Source organism: Staphylococcus sp. GDX8P80P, assembly GCF_017893095.1.
Lineage (GTDB): Bacteria > Bacillota > Bacilli > Staphylococcales > Staphylococcaceae > Staphylococcus > Staphylococcus borealis.
In genome coordinates this window covers 1-16280 of sequence record NZ_JAESMI010000009.1, presented here as the reverse complement: position 1 = coordinate 16280, position 16280 = coordinate 1, and the positions used below count along the sequence as shown (strand labels likewise).

General features: G+C 33.5%; 14 protein-coding genes and 2 tRNA genes. 5 read left to right on the top strand and 11 right to left on the bottom strand.

Features of this window, described 5'->3' with window-relative positions; translation table 11 throughout:
• From KA858_RS01095 to KA858_RS01080, 4 genes are all read left to right on the top strand, one after another.
• On the top strand, nt 1-112 hold a 112-nt coding region (locus tag KA858_RS01095; protein WP_245342000.1), incomplete at its 5' end, for an SAUGI family uracil-DNA glycosylase inhibitor.
• 92 nt (nt 113-204) lie between these two features.
• Nucleotides 205-516 (top strand): DUF960 family protein, encoded by a 312-nt coding sequence (locus KA858_RS01090; RefSeq protein WP_000700850.1) that lies wholly within the window; start codon nt 205-207, stop codon nt 514-516.
• A gap of 15 nt (nt 517-531) precedes the next feature.
• Entirely contained in the window at nt 532-1035 is a 504-nt protein-coding gene (locus tag KA858_RS01085) for a DUF1643 domain-containing protein (RefSeq protein ID WP_210134786.1), read from the top strand.
• Nucleotides 1036-1049: 14 nt separating this feature from the next.
• Nucleotides 1050-1271: a hypothetical protein gene (locus KA858_RS01080; RefSeq protein WP_210134785.1), complete on the top strand. Its 222-nt coding sequence runs from the start codon at nt 1050-1052 to the stop codon at nt 1269-1271.
• Between the two features lie 69 nt (nt 1272-1340).
• On the opposite strand, the gene KA858_RS01075 is transcribed toward KA858_RS01080, so the two are convergent.
• The 3 genes from KA858_RS01075 to KA858_RS01065 are packed head-to-tail and all read right to left on the bottom strand — an operon-like array spanning nt 1341 to nt 7243.
• Nucleotides 1341-4463, bottom strand: a complete 3123-nt coding sequence (locus tag KA858_RS01075) for a type I restriction endonuclease subunit R (RefSeq protein WP_210134784.1) — start codon at nt 4461-4463, stop codon at nt 1341-1343.
• Nucleotides 4447-5739: a restriction endonuclease subunit S gene (locus tag KA858_RS01070; protein WP_210134783.1), complete on the bottom strand. Its 1293-nt coding sequence runs from the start codon at nt 5737-5739 to the stop codon at nt 4447-4449. The genes KA858_RS01075 and KA858_RS01070 overlap by 17 nt, the downstream gene beginning before the upstream one ends.
• A complete protein-coding gene (locus tag KA858_RS01065) occupies nt 5729-7243 on the bottom strand; it encodes a class I SAM-dependent DNA methyltransferase (protein ID WP_210134782.1) in 1515 nt (504 codons plus the stop codon). The genes KA858_RS01070 and KA858_RS01065 overlap by 11 nt, the downstream gene beginning before the upstream one ends.
• A 180-nt stretch (nt 7244-7423) precedes the next feature.
• On the opposite strand from KA858_RS01065, the gene KA858_RS01060 reads away from it, so the two are divergent.
• Nucleotides 7424-8287 carry an AbiH family protein gene (locus KA858_RS01060; RefSeq protein ID WP_210134781.1) on the top strand — a complete coding sequence of 288 codons (864 nt, stop codon included), beginning with the start codon at nt 7424-7426 and terminating at the stop codon, nt 8285-8287.
• Between the two features lie 82 nt (nt 8288-8369).
• On the opposite strand, the gene rlmH is transcribed toward KA858_RS01060, so the two are convergent.
• From rlmH to KA858_RS01020, 8 genes are all read right to left on the bottom strand, one after another.
• Nucleotides 8370-8849 (bottom strand): 23S rRNA (pseudouridine(1915)-N(3))-methyltransferase RlmH, encoded by a 480-nt coding sequence (gene rlmH, locus KA858_RS01055; RefSeq protein WP_210125617.1) that lies wholly within the window; start codon nt 8847-8849, stop codon nt 8370-8372.
• Between the two features lie 403 nt (nt 8850-9252).
• Nucleotides 9253-10053, bottom strand: coding sequence for an MBL fold metallo-hydrolase (locus KA858_RS01050; protein WP_053030343.1), 801 nt, complete (start codon nt 10051-10053; stop codon nt 9253-9255).
• Nucleotides 10054-10628: 575 nt separating this feature from the next.
• On the bottom strand, nt 10629-11420 hold the full coding sequence (locus KA858_RS01045) for a two-component system regulatory protein YycI (RefSeq protein ID WP_053030342.1): 792 nt from the start codon (nt 11418-11420) through the stop codon (nt 10629-10631).
• Nucleotides 11421-12755: a YycH family regulatory protein gene (locus KA858_RS01040; RefSeq protein ID WP_210134780.1), complete on the bottom strand. Its 1335-nt coding sequence runs from the start codon at nt 12753-12755 to the stop codon at nt 11421-11423.
• Entirely contained in the window at nt 12745-14571 is a 1827-nt protein-coding gene (gene walK, locus KA858_RS01035) for a cell wall metabolism sensor histidine kinase WalK (protein WP_107629409.1), read from the bottom strand. The genes KA858_RS01040 and walK overlap by 11 nt, the downstream gene beginning before the upstream one ends.
• A 12-nt stretch (nt 14572-14583) precedes the next feature.
• Nucleotides 14584-15285, bottom strand: a complete 702-nt coding sequence (yycF, locus tag KA858_RS01030) for a response regulator YycF (RefSeq protein ID WP_011274375.1) — start codon at nt 15283-15285, stop codon at nt 14584-14586.
• 518 nt (nt 15286-15803) lie between these two features.
• Nucleotides 15804-15876, bottom strand: a tRNA-Asp gene (locus KA858_RS01025).
• A 7-nt stretch (nt 15877-15883) separates the two neighbouring features.
• Nucleotides 15884-15958: transfer RNA gene (locus tag KA858_RS01020), tRNA-Glu, on the bottom strand.
• Between the last annotated feature and the right edge of the window lie 322 nt (nt 15959-16280).

Below are 16280 nucleotides of genomic sequence, written 5' to 3'. Positions count from 1 at the left end.
ACTCATCAGTATTGGTTATCTGGATCATTTTGATATGGACTTTCTATACCTCACAGATACTAAAAATACAATTATCGATGAACGTCATCTATTACAAAAAGGAGGAGAATAATATGAACTGGATCAAGATCGCTCAACTATCTGTTACAGTTATTAACGAAGTAATTGACATCATGAAAGAAAAGCAAAATGGAGGAAAATAGTATGAAAATCAATCGATACATCACAAAAGGCATTAGTAAACAACTATCTCTAGACCTTCAAATCCTACTTTGGAATATGGTAAAAGATCGAGACAATCAACTTAATACAGATTACCTACACATTTTTAAACTACAAGAAGATGAAAATATACTCTCAATCACACATGAACAAGAACAACCCGCATACAAATTGGAATATCACTATACAAACTATATAAAAAATCAAAATGCATTACCTAAGAAAGTCTACGTCATCCGAGAAGATGATGTAGACGTTTTTTATTATGTGATGCTTTTACCAGAAGAATACTAAAGGAAATGATGATATATGAATACAATTAAAAGCACAATACACACAGAAGCTATATTCAGTAGTGATAAAAAACACCGCTACTTACTCAAGAAAACATGGGATGAAAAGAAACCGGCTTGTACTGTGATAACGATGTATCCTCATTTAGATGGTGTATTATCACTCGATCTTACTACGGTTCTTATCCTCAATCAATTAGCGAATTCAGAACGATACGGTGCTGTATATCTTGTAAATCTATTCTCTAATATTAAAAGTCCAGAAAATCTCAAACATATCAACGAGCCATACGATGAACACACCGACATTCACTTGATGAAAGCGATAAGTGAAAGTGAAACAGTGATTCTAGCTTATGGCGCCTATGCTAAGCGACCAGTTGTTATAGAACGTGTATCACAGGTGATGGAAATGTTAAAACCTCATAAAAAGAAAGTCAAAAAGCTCATAAACCCAGCAACAAATGAAATCATGCATCCACTGAACCCTAAAGCACGTCAAAAATGGACATTGAAATAAAAGGAGGATTATCTATGAACCATGAAACCAAACAATCAGACTGGCGAACAGTTGGTACCTTCTTAGCAAAGCATAATTATGTATCAATAGTAAAAGGGCTAGTATATCATTTCACAGCAATTGAAGATGAAGAAATACTCCATAAAATATATGAAGATTTTATGAATGATGATTCTATAACAACGGTACTTAATAATGATTTACAGACAATTATTAATGACTACTTATCAAAATGAAAACACATTATTTAATAAAATAAGAGCATCCTTCACTTTGCGATGAGGGATGCTATGATTAATTTATTTTTATTGTTGGCTGGCCATTAGTTCTGCTTGTTCTACAACTTGTTCTACAGCCATTTTTTGAAGATCAGGTGGGTAACCATATTTCTTTAATAGTCGTCTTACTTGGACTCTCATTTTAGCCTTTGCGCTCTCACGTTTTGACCAGTCTACACTCATATTATTCTTGACCGTTTTTGTTAATTCATGTGCAATAGCTCGTAATTCTTTATCCCCCATTGCTTCTTTTGCAGTTTCATGAGAGGCTAATGCATCATAAAAAGCAATTTCCTCCGTGCTCAGACCTAAGTCTTTTCCTCGTTGTTTTTCTTGATTTATTTCTTTCGCCATTTGAATCAATTCTTCTATGACTTTTGAAGCTTCTATAGAACGATTGTTGTATTTTTGTATTGATTTACTTAGCATCTCAGAAAATCTTTTAGATACTGTAGCATTTGTTTTCATTAATGACTTAACTTGTCCTTTAAGTAATTTGTTTAACAACTCAACTGCAACATTTTTTTGCTGTAATCCTTCTACATCTTTTAAGAAATCATCTGACAAGATTGAGATATCTGGATTTTCAATTCCGAGTGTTTGATAAATATCTACAACTTCTTCAGTTACAACTGACTTTGAAATCAATTGATTTATTTCTGCTTCTATTTCAGCAGGTGTCTTTTTACGCTCACTTCCATTACTAGGTGGTGCTAATAATTTAACAAGTCCAGATTTTACTGCTTTTAAAAATGCAATTTCACTGTTCAGTTCTTGAGCAGCTTCCTCTGTTGCACATAATGCAAATGCTTTAGAAAGCTCTGTCACTGTATTTATAAATCGCTCTCTTTCTTTCTCACCTAATCCAATGATATAATCCATTGTGTTTGAGATTGCATTATAGCGATTTAATTGATCTTCTGACTCAAAATCAGAATAGTCGTGATTATACAGCATATCTTGAATGATATCGTATTTCATTAACATTAGTTCTAGCGCTTTTTCTGTATCTATACCTGTTTGTTCTCTATCAGAGTCCGTATACTCTTTTAGTGCTTCCTTCAGACTTTCAGCAATACCTACATAGTCAACGATTAATCCGCCCGGTTTATCTTTAAATACTCTATTAACACGTGCAATAGCTTGCATTAAATTATGACCCTTCATCGGTTTATCTATGTACATTGTATGCATTGAAGGTACATCAAATCCTGTTAACCACATGTCTCGCACAATTACGAGTTGCAATTCATCATTAACATCTTTCATACGATTCTCTAAAAGGTTTCTTCGCTTTTTCGGACCTATATGTTTTTGGAAGTTTTGCGGATCACTAGATGAACCTGTCATAACGACTTTGATAACACCTTTGTCATCATCATCAGAATGCCATTCAGGTTTAAGTCTTACAATTTCATCATATAAATCAACGGCAATACGACGACTCATTGTGACAATCATACCTTTACCCTTCATTGCCTTTTGTCTTGTTTCAAAGTGATTAATAATGTCAGTCGCTAAAGCATGTACACGTTGTTCAGCACCAGATAGAGCTTCTATACGTGACCACTTAGATTTCAATCGAGATTTAGTATCTTCTTCTTGGTCAGAAGTAATGGCATCATATGCTTCATCAATATCTAAATCGGTTGGTAAATTTAATGGAATAATACGACTTTCATAGTATATTTTAACCGTACTACCGTCTTCTACAGATTGTGTCATATCATATACATCAATATAATTTCCAAATACCATTTGCGTATTTTTATCTGTCGAAGATACAGGTGTTCCAGTAAAACCAACGAACGAAGCGTTAGGTAGAGCATCTCTTAAATATTTTGCATATCCATATTTAATACCTTCACCTTTTTCATCGTAAGTTGCTTTGAAACCATATTGTGTGCGGTGTGCTTCGTCTGCCATAACCACTACATTTTTACGTTCTGTTAAAGCATCCATTGTCGCTTGTCCTTCTTCAGGTTCGAATTTCTGCATAGTTGTAAATACGATACCACCTGATTCTACAGATAATAGCTCTTTCAATTCTTTTCGTGATTCAGCTTGTTTAGGTGTCTGTCTTAGTAATCCTTTACCTGAGCGTCCTTTGGACTTAACAAAAGTACCATACAATTGATTGTCTAAGTCATTACGGTCTGTTACGACCACTAATGTTGGATTATTTAATTTTTGAATTAACTTTCCTGAGAAGAAAACCATTGTCAAACTCTTACCAGAACCTTGTGTGTGCCAAATAACGCCACCCTTACCATCACCATGTTCAGATGTTGCTTCCATAGCACGATCAACAGCTTTATTCACTGCATAGTATTGATGGTATGCAGCTAATATTTTAACTATGTGTCCTTTACCGTCATCTTGGAATAAAACAAAATGACGTATTAAATCTAATAGTACTTCTTTATTTAACATACCGTGAATTAATATATCTAAACTACGAAACGTTGATGAATCTTCAGTTTTTCCATCTTTAGTACGCCAAGTCATAAAACGATCATAATCAGCAGTTAAAGAACCAGCTTTTGTATTAACACCATCACTCGTCACTAATATTGCATTGTGATTAAATAGTTGTGGAATTCTCATTTTATAAGTTTCTAACTGATGATATCCGTCTTCAATACCAACAGATTCATTTGTAGAATTTTTCAGTTCAATGACCACTACCGGTAATCCATTTATGAATAACACAATATCAGGTCGCTTTTTATAATCTCCATTCACCACAGTTAATTGATTAACCGCTAAGAAATCATTATTTCCCGGGTTATCAAAGTCGAATACATACACCAAATCATTAATCGTTTCACCATCATCATTATAGTGTTCAACCTCAATACCATTTGTAATCATTTCATGAAAAGAACGGTTATTCTCTAATAAACTAGGAGACTTCTCAATAGAAATTTCACGTATAGCCTGTTCAATCGCATTATCGTTTAATTCAGGATTAATACGTCTTAAAGCCGCTTCCAAACGATTATCAAGCACAACATCTTTGTTGCTCTCCCGTTCATTCATAATTCCATTTTCACTACTATCTCGACCATTTTTGACAGAATAGCCAAGGCCCTCAAACCACTTCAATGCCACCTGTTCTAAATCATCTTCACTAAATTGAAAGCTCATCTTCCATCACCTCAATGTCATCAGGTATCTCAATTTCACCTGACATTAATTTAGGTAGTAATGTGTCACGGAGTTGGGTTAAATTTTGGTTTTGTTCTCTAATTATTTTAATTTTTTCAATATATGGTTCAATTTTTTCACTTAATAAATATGAAACTTCTTCATTATATGCAAACCTGTATTGGACTGCTATATCTGGCTTAACTCTTTGCCTACTATTAGTTGAACCAGTAGTATTTGAAACCAAATATTCATTAAATTTGTCAGAAATACATATGTTATAAATAAAAGCATTTCTATAACTATTATCGCTTTTAAGAACTACAAATTCTGATGAAGCAACGTTTAGAAAATTTTCGTTATATGAAGTTACCCATATTCTTCTAGTTGTGGGGTTCATCTTAGAAAACAAAATACAATTCTCATCTATTATCCACTTGTTACTTTTAATATCAGTTACATTATCAATGGTAGGATACTGTCCACTATCAAATGCTGGTAAACTGAAATGTTTCACCTCTGATTCATTACTTTTTTTAGGGTTAAATGTATCTTTTTTGTGATGTACTATGTCTTTTAAATATACACATTCCCATCCTTTTGGTATCTTCCCTAATTCACTATCAACCATCTCTCCGCCACTTGATTTGTATGGGTTACCATTTTCATCAGGGAATTCAAAATCAACAAACCAACGTTTGAATAGTGTTTGTGAAAGTTCTTCAAGATTTGCTATGATTTTTTTATTTATTTCAATTTTAGAATCTATTATTTTTAGTGATTTACCTATTTTATGTTGATTATACTCATCAGGTACTTCAATTTCTAAATTTTTGAAGTCCGTTTTATTAAATTTAGGTTGAGCACTACCTGACAATATACTTTTTAACTTATGTTGACCAAGTTTGCTTTTGAGGTAATAGTAAAAGTAATCATTATCACCATTAAATTTAACCAAAATAGAATTTGGGGCAAGAGTCATATTACACTTAAGTAATGGAGCTTTAAATACAGTTCCTGCATTAGCGCCAACATTACTAATTATTATTTCACCACCAAATAATTTTGTTTTACTCAAAAAATTATAACTCTTTTCATCAATATACTTAAATGGACCATTAAAATTGTTATTATAATCGACTAATCTTATTAAAACAGCGAAATCAGGTTGTTCATTTACAAAAACATTCTCTTTAAGAGATTTAAAACTACCGTTAGCCACATAATCAGTGACTAAACTGGCAACATTTTTGATTTTAAATTTTTTAAACTCCATATCCTAACCCCTCCAATGATTTTCGGATTTGGTCTTCGAGTTCTTTTGATTTCGCAAATTGTTCACTTAAATCTGCTGTGATTCTTTCCATTTTCTGTTCAAATGGTTCTGAATCTTCTTCTACTTCTGCTAATCCTACATAACGCCCTGGTGTTAAGATATATTCGTTATCTTTTATTTCTTCTGTCTTTGCTACTTTACAGAAACCTACTTTGTCTTCATATTGATTATCGTTTGTACCACGCCATGAGTGATAGACATTTGCTATATCTTTTATTTCATCATCTGAGAATTCTTTTAATGTTCTTGATACCAAGCTTCCTATATTTCTAGCATCTATAAATAGTACTTCTCCACGTCGCTCATTTTTACCGTTTTTAGATTTGTTTTTTGACAGGAACCATAGACATACAGGGATAGGTGTAGAATAGAATAATTGTCCTGGTAAAGTGACTATACATTCAACTAAGTCTTGTTCAATTAAGTTTTTACGTATTTCTAATTCATCTTTACCACTTGTAGACATTGAACCATTCGCTAATACAAATCCTGCAGTACCACTTGGTGCAAGTTTAGAAATCATATGTTCAATCCATGCATAGTTGGCGTTGCCTTTTGGAGGAATTCCAAATTTCCAGCGGTAATCATCTAATAATTTTTCTTGTCCCCAATCACTTGCATTGAATGGAGGATTAGCCAATATAAAATCAGCTTTCAAATCTTTATGTAAATCATTATGAAATGTGTCTGCATGATGATCACCTAAATCATTATCTATACCTCGAATAGCCAAATTCATTTTTGCTAATTTCCAAGTTGTCGGATTAGATTCTTGACCATAAACAGCAATATCATCTATACGACCTTGATGACGTTCGATAAAATATTCACTCTGTACAAACATTCCGCCTGACCCACAACAAGGATCATAAATTCTACCTTGATAAGGTTCAATCATTTCAACAAGCAATTTAACTATTGAAGCTGGTGTGTAGAATTCCCCAGCATTCTTACCCTCAGCGCTTGCGAATTTTGCGATAAAGTATTCATAAACACGCCCCAAGACATCTTGCTTTTTACTTTCAGTGTCTCCGACTTTGAAAGTAAATAAATCAATAATATCTCCTAATTTTTCCTTGTCTAAAGCAGGTCGTGCATAATCTTTAGGTAACACGCCTTTTAAAGACTCATTCTCTCTTTCAATTGCTATCATCGCTTTATCTATAATTTGACCAATTTCTGGTTTCTTAGAATTGTCATTTATGTATTGCCAACGTGCTTCTTTAGGAACCCAGAAAATATTCTCTGCTAAATACTCATCTTTATCTTCTTCGTCTGCATATTCATCATTTTTCAATTCTTCATATTTTTCCTCAAACGAATCAGATACATATTTCAAAAATATAATACCTAACGCTACATTTTTATATTCTGCTGCATCCATACTGCCACGTAATTTATCTGCTGCATGCCATAATTTTTCTTCAAATCCAATTGTCGCCATAATCAATAATTCCACCTTAAAAGTATTCTCCTTCTAAATATAACAAAGAAAAAGGTAGAAAGGGATAATTTTAAGATATTTAAGAAAAATTTGATTAGCTATATTTAATATTTTCGATTATTATTTAGTTAATTAAGGAAGTATGTACTATTTAAAGTTTAGTAGTTAAAGGACGATTATATGAATAATATTTTAATTATTGGTAACGGTTTTGATTCAAGTCATTTTTATAAAGTTCCAACCTTAAGGGGTATAAATAGTTTCAAACTCTTAAGAAGTAATATTGAAAGTGAAAATCAACAACTCTTCAATAAAATAAATACGACAGAAAGTATTAATAAAGAATGGGGTAACTTAGAAAAAGTTGAACCTAATCTTGTTAAACACGAAATAGAAACATTTTTGACTATAGTGAAAAATTGGTACGAAGATATCGATGAAAAGTCTGTGAAATACAAAGAAGAACTGATTGAACCGAATTTCAAAAAAATTATTGAAGAAAATGAATTTATTGTTTTGTCACTTAATTACACAAATTTGATTGAACAAATTTATGATATGACGAAAAGTAAAGTTGTTCAATTACATTTAGACGATAATGGACTACCCTACATGGACTTTAATGATATATACGTTCCGAATAGTAATAAAATTAAAAAAACCTTCGGTATTTCCACAAAAATACCAAATAGTGAAAAGATACCAATAGGGCTTGTAAAGGAAAAGGAAATACTAAAAAGACACATCAATATTAATGAAAAAGAAGTGAATATATATTTATTTGGTGCTAGTTTAGATGGAGTAGACTTTAAATATTTCGAATGCCTAATCTTTTATTTGGATAAAGAATGTAAAGATATGGTGAGAATCAATATATATATAAAGAGACATGGAAGTAATTGTGAAGAATTAAAATGGGAAAATCGGATAAGAATCTTTTTTTCTAATAACCCACTAAGAATGAATTTGAAATTAGACAATATTAAACTGGAAAAAATTAAAAGTGAAGAATGGTTGAATATTATAATAAAAGCAGAAAAGTAATTCAAAATAGACAATTTTAAAAAATAAAACACAAACCCTTTTAGCAAAATCACTAATAAGGGGAGCCTTATCAAAAACCGCATCATTTATGATAAGCTTCGCCTCGCATGATCTTAAATGCTCTGTATACTTGTTCGATTAAGACGACGCGCATCATTTGATGTGGAAATGTCATTTTACTGAATGAAAGTGTGTAGTTGCTGCGTTTTAAGACGTCTTCATGTAATCCGTTTGATCCGCCAATCACAAAGACGAAATCACTTTGTCCTTGTGTCATGCGTCGTTGCATTTCCTCAGATAAACCTTCTGAGGACAACATTTTACCTTGTATTTCTAAAGTAATGACTGTGGCTTGTGGTTTTATTTTAGCTAATAAGCGTTGGCCTTCTTTTTCTTTCACTTGTTCTATTTCTTTATCACTCATATTTTCAGGTGCTTTTTCATCAGGTACTTCAATAATTTCAATTTTGGAATAAGCACCTAATCTTTTTTCATATTCTGATATAGCCTGTTTCCAATATTTTTCTTTTAATTTACCCACAGCTAAGATTGTTATCTTCATAAAATCCTCCATAGATGTTAATAGTTATCCTACTTATCCACAAGTTATCAACTTGTTAACAGAATTCCCTCTAATTATAACAGTAATGTATACGAATTACGGGAAAATCTTTTAAAATATCCCCATTTCGTGAGATTATCCTTGTATATATGTGGATAAGTCTGTGAATAATGTGAGTATTTCTGTGTGTATTATACACAAAAGTGGATAACTCACCCTCATTTTGGGGATAACTTTAAGTAAGTCTTAAATATTTATTCACAGATTTAAGCTAAATCTTGTTATAATAAGGTTCATTTTGAATAATCATGTATAGTCCAAATTATTAGATAATTAACTCAATACATAAAAAACGACCTACTTACAAATACTAAGTTTATAAGTAGGTCGTTCGTCTAAATAATTACAATGTATATATCGGTGTAGCTTGGGCTTTATCTGTATCACATAATAGCACTTCTTTTTCAGTGTCTATATCATGTTCATTTAATACTTGTCCAACGCTCATACGTGCTAAATCTTTCATATTGTTATCCTGTGATAAGTGTGAAAGGTAGATACGTTTCGTATTACCTGTAATCACGTCCGTCATCGCTAGTCCTGCATCTTCATTAGACACATGCCCCATATCACTTAAAATACGTTGCTTCGTCTTCCAAGGATAGCGGCACATACGTAACATATCCACATCATGATTACTCTCGAACATAAAAGCATCACTACCTTGAATCATACCTTTCATTCTATCTGAAACATAGCCTGTATCTGTGATTATAGTAAACTTCTTATAATTGTTATGGAAAATGTAAAACTGTGGATCAATCGCATCATGCGATACATTAAATGATTCAATATCAAAACCTGCAATTGATTTTGTTTCATACGGATTAAAAATGAATTTTTGATCCATTGGAATTTTACTATCCTTCTTCTCTATTGCTTTCCAAGTATTTTCATTCGCATAAATCGGTAAACCATATTTACGCGCAAGTACACCCAAACCTTTAATATGGTCACTATGTTCATGAGTAACTAGAATGCCGTTTAAATCTTTTATATTTCTATCAATTTGACTAAATAACGCTTCCATCTTCTTGCCAGTGAGTCCAACATCTACTAATAGACTGCCTTTATCACTTTCAACATAAGTGGCATTCCCTGTACTACCACTCGCCAATACACTCATACGTATCAAGCGGCTCATCCTTTCTACTTCCGACAACTTACATTATGTTTAGAGTGCCTTCAGTCTAATTCCTTATATTCTGCACTCTTTAATTAAAAAAATGAAGTTTCGAACAAACCATATCATTCGAAACATTCTAGTCCTCTAAAATACCTTTATATTATACTATACCAATACAAAAATTAAAGTTCCAATCCCTTGTTTATGTACAACACTCACACATATAAATAAAATAAGTGCATGAGACCATCGTAGCCCCACACACTCACTAAACTTCACACACCAAATACCATTTCTTTCTAATTAAGAACAGAGAAGGGTAATCTATTGAAAATAACCATTCACACACTTACATACGCAGTTCTAAGATAGATAACGAAACATAGTTGCGGAGACTCCTATGTTTATTATTAATGAACATAAGTGCTAGCACACTTATGTAAGAAATTCTAAAGATGAACTACGAATGACGTTGTGTGACGCCTGAGGGAGTAGGATGAGTGTCGAGACCGCGGCTCGACCCATCCCCCTAGGCAAGCATCACAACAGAATGAGTAAATATTCATCTAAGAATTTCTTTACAACCCTGCTCCCTAGTTATCAATCACTTTTGGATTTGATGATGTCGCTTCAACATAATAGGTCTTCACGTCTTCCTTACCTTTATGTTTCACTTTAATTTCCCAGTTGGCTTGCAACAACTGCACGTTCGTTTCTCTCACAACAGAATAATATCCTAATCGTGCATCCAACACTTCATCGCCTGATTTTAAGTAACGGTTAAAGTATAACGTTTCAATCGCTTTACGTGGTGTGATGACCTGTTTCTTAGGATTATTATCACTCTTCGCAGGTTCAATCTTATTCATTGCAGATTGCTCATAACTTGTCGCTTTACCATCATTTACATTAAAACGTAAACGTGCTTTGTTATTATTCATCAAAGGATAACCTTCATACGTTTGCTCGTATGTCACAGCATTAGATGAAACATCGCCAAGTTGATACATCTTACCATTGTAAATGTTGCTCATGATATAGTCTTTTAAATCACTTAAATTACTATCACTCACATTAACCGTACTATCGATTTCACCTGTTAACGTATTACCTGAATCCTCCGTTTCTAATGAGGACTTACCTTTCGCATAACTCTTAAAGTCTTTAGACTTAGCTGTAATCATCTGCATCTTCGTACCACTCACATCTTTATTTAGCAGATCATTCGAAATTTTAATTTCTTCTTGTTGAAATTTAACTTCATTATCACTTTCAGATTCATTGATTTGAGACTTCGTAACCTTATTCACGTATATCAATACAAGCAGGATATTGACTAGAATAAATACGAAAATAAACAATGTCTTCGTTCGTTTCCAATTCATTTATTCAAGCCTCCCATCCTCATAAGCATACCAATCGCCATCGTATTGAATATACCACGTTGGCACAAGCTCACTATTACGTTGCACTTCTATATCATCTTTATCAGGTCGATCATCCTCTTTATAGCCAATGACCATATTCGTAACCTTTTCAAAATCTAGGTTATGATTATTTGCCAATGAAGAACGCACACTTTCAACGCTATCCAGTGACTTCGTTTCACCCTCTAGAGGTACACTAGAACGTAATAAAGCGCGTTTATAATCATAAATACCTTTGTCTCCCCAAGTCACTTCAATATCATTTAATTGTTGATCATTAAATGTTGGATAGCCATTGAGGAAGAGTTGATACGTTAATTCACCGGATGAATTATCTGTATTGAACAGACGGAAATCATCGTTAAAGAAGCCACCATGCCCATTAATATATTCAAATGTGCTTGGAATGGTTGAGTCCATATCACTCGAACTCGATTCATCTTCAGATAAATTTTTATAATGATATTTTTTGCTTTCATCATTATAGTTCGCTACACCAGTGTTGTTATTATACGTCGTCGAACCACTCTTACCGCTTCGGATAATCACTGAATCGTCAAATAAAATCGCATTCATGGTTTCGACTGGAATCGTATCATAAACCATACGGTATGAACGCATATCTTTCGGATGACTTGGTGCGAATATATGCGTCGCTTTATCAATCGTATCTTTATTCGTAATCACTTCTGAATATTTCTGCATTTCATTATTTAAATGATCCATCACTTTAATAAAGTGATTTGCCTTTGCAGTCATCGTTACTTTCATAACTTCATGACGGTCTTCGCTAATCGCAAACAATTCTAAATTACCTTTAGAGTTTTGGCTAACGATGATTCGATTAAATTTGAAATTTTTTGGTACTTTCGCTGATGAATTTAACACTTGGCCTAAATACGTTGTTAAAGGCATATCATAAGTGAAATCCAGTACAGTAAAGTGGTGGTCATTTAACATTGGGATATTTAAATTATAATCTCGTTGAATGTGTTCCACTTTACTGACTTCGTGATTTTTCAATGTACCTATGACTTGAGACAACTGCGCTCGAGAAGGTGCCAAACCTTTCACTTTATCGCCTTTAACTTCTACAATTTGATACGGCGCTATGACATTTTCGATATTGGCAGACATTGGCTTACCGATTGTCTTAGTATTGCTCTTTTTACTATCTGTACTATCGATGTTATTCAAGTCTGGCGAGAAATTCCATACCATAAACGTTAGTACCACACTCATCATGACTAATAGGAAAAGAATAATCGATTTAATATGTTCTTTACTCTTCATCCCAATCACCGTCGTCTATAACTTCACATGGAAGTGTAATAAATATCGATGTACCTTGTCCTTCAACACTGTTTGCCCAAATACGTCCATTGTGTGCTTCTACAATCTCTTTCGAAATGGCTAGTCCTAAACCAGTACCACCCATTTTACGTGTACGCGCTTTGTCTACACGATAGAAACGATCAAAGATTTTATCCACTTTGTTAATCGGGATACCGATACCATTATCTTTAATACGAATCGTCATACGATTATATAACGCATTCTGTTTCACGTGGAACTCGACGCGTTTTTCACCACGAGAGTATTTCATCGCATTCGTAATGACGTTATCAAACACTTGCGTCATCTTATCTGGATCGATTTCTGTGAAGATCGTTTCAGATGGAATTTCACGTACAAATGTCGTGTCCTTGGCTGCCATTTCATGACGATTAATAATCTTATTGATGAACATGTTAAAGTCGACAATTTCTTTCGTAATTTGTTCAGATTCGTTATCCATTTTCGATAATTGAAGTAAATCATTAACAAGACGAATCATTCGTTCTGTCTCTTCACGTGTAACGGATAAGAATGATGGTGCTAAATTGTCATCTTTCCAAGCACCTTCTTCAAGTGCCTCTATATAACTGTTCATAGATGTTAAAGGTGTACGCAATTCGTGTGATACGTTTGCAACGAATTCACGACGTTCACGTTCAACTTGTTGTTGCTCAGTAACATCATGTAATACCGCTATGTAACCCGTCACAAATCCAGTTTCTTGAACAATTGTACTGAAATTCACACGTGCGATAATCCCTTCATCTTCATTCATATCTAGTAAGAAACTATCATTATTCTCTTGAATTTCATCCAATGAGAACTCATCTTCTAAATTCAATACACTAAGCATATAGTAGCCAATTAAATCTTCTTTAGCCATACCTAGCATTTTGATGGCCATATCATTGACGATACGCACACGACCACGTCGGTCTGTTGCGATAATACCGTCACTCATATGTGTGATAACTGAGTCTAATCGACGTTTCTCACTCTCAGTATTCGCTTGTGCTTCTTGAACACGCTTAGATAGGTTATTGAAGGCTAAAGCTAATTCACCGATTTCGTCATTACCATATATCTTAACGCGTTGTGTGTAATTACCTTTAGACATCTCTACCGTCTGATTACGCATATCCGTAATCGGCCTTGTAATCGTCCTTGCGATAAAGAAACCAAGTATCACTGTAATGAATAGGGAAATCGCAGTACCAATAATGAAGATTTGATTGATGTTGTTCAACTGATTATAGACATCATTGATATTCGATTCTATGTAAATATTACCAATCGTCTCATTGCCATTTTTGACTGGCAAATTGTAAATCCAAATTCGTTCTTTACCGCTGCCATAGTCTTTTAAGACATTATGACTATTAGATTCACCTAGCGATAAGGCTTTTTGAACGGAGTTATCATTTACCTTTTGATTGATCATGTTATGCGATGATATCTTCGCTGTAGCCATTATGATTTGATCTTTGTCAATAAAACGAATTTCTTCAATTTCTTGACGGTTGGCATACTCATTTAATAAACTTTGAACTTCTTTTTGAGCATTAGATGGATCATCTCTATATATACGCTCAATATTAACTTCAAGCTGTGTCGCATATTGCTTAATATTCTTCATGAAGTTATTTGTCAGTTCTTTTTCTAAACTATTAGTGAAATACAGACCGATAATCTGCATTCCAATAATAATCAATAACACATAAACAATAACGAGCTTGGTGTGAAGGGATTGTAACTGTTTCAGCCACTTCATAGTCGCAAACTCCTAATCGTGTTGTTGGAGGAAGTATCCAACGCCTCTACGTGTCACAATATACTCAGGGTGTGAAGGATCGTCTTCAATCTTCTCACGTAAACGACGAATCGTTACGTCAACTGTACGCACGTCACCAAAGTAATCATAGCCCCACACAGTTTGTAATAAATGTTCACGTGTCATCACTTGACCCATATGTTTAGAAAGATAGTGGAAGAGTTCAAACTCTCTGTGTGTCAATTCAATATCTTCCCCGCGCTTCTTAATAGAGTAAGCGTCTGGATAAATCACAATATCTTTGATTGTAATTTCATTTGTCGTACCACTTACCTCTTGCGCTGGCTGAGAATAATGACGACGTAAGTTCGCTTTCACACGTGCGATTAATTCACGTGTACTGAACGGTTTCGTAACATAGTCATCTGCACCCAGTTCAAGGCCTAATACTTTATCGATTTCAGAGTCTTTCGCTGTTAACATAATAATAGGCATTTCAAATTTCTTACGTACTTCACGGCACACTTCCATACCGTCACGACCAGGTAACATGATGTCTAATAATACGATATCTGGTTCTTCTTCATATATTAAATCTACTGCATCATTACCATCATAGGCACAGTAAACATCATAACCTTCTTTTTTCAAATTAAATTCTAAGATGTCCGCAATTGGCTTTTCGTCATCGACAACAACTACTTTTCTTGCCATATCTATAAACCTCATTTCTCAAATTATAGTTCTATATTTCAATATTCATTCTTATAAATTAGTAAAGATTAAACTGTGATTTGATGCGTTTTAATAAGTTTATAGCGCATATTAATCTACTATATAATTTACCATTAATATTCATGTAATTCTATTTTCATATTTAAAATTATAGAATAATATTCGTTTAAAGTTTACCACTCTAATTTAATATTACAAATAAGTTGAACCCTTTGAATACGGGACAAAAGTCGTAGTGACGCCTATTCAACGGATTATTACAGAAAGATGATACGACTCAATAGTTGTGTAGCAAGCATTCTATTTTAAACCGATGATTAATATTAAGATTCTGTTGCGACGTCATCTATTTGTAATGCAAATGAATGTCTTACAATATTTTGATTTAGTTTGTATTGATTTTTTGGGAAAAGATTTCAAAAAGGTATTAAAAATAATATATGATAAATAGCATGATGAAGGCATAAAAAAATGCCTATCCTTTTGGATAAGCAATACGGTCTCGACGGGAATCGAACCCGCGATCTCCTGCGTGACAGGCAGGCGTGTTAACCGCTACACTACGAGACCTAAAAAATGGTGACTCCTACGGGACTCGAACCCGTGTTACCGCCGTGAAAGGGCGGTGTCTTAACCGCTTGACCAAGGAGCCGTTCTTAAGCACAAGATAGATTATAGCACAGGCTTTATTTTGAAGACAAGACATTTTTTACATAATTTTAATATTTTTTTATAAATCCCTTAATTTTTAGAAAAGCATTATTGTAACAATGGTTTTAAGATAAAATATGTACCATTTTATAATCTTTTCACACTCATATTTGTATAAAAAAATAGGCACTGAACGAATCAATGCCTACAAAAATAAATGGTATTTCCGGAATGATGAACGGGTTTCAGTGAGCAGATTGCTCAACAATTATACGCATCGCGCTAAAACTAAAGAACAGTTTTTGCTTAACGCTAGTAATTGC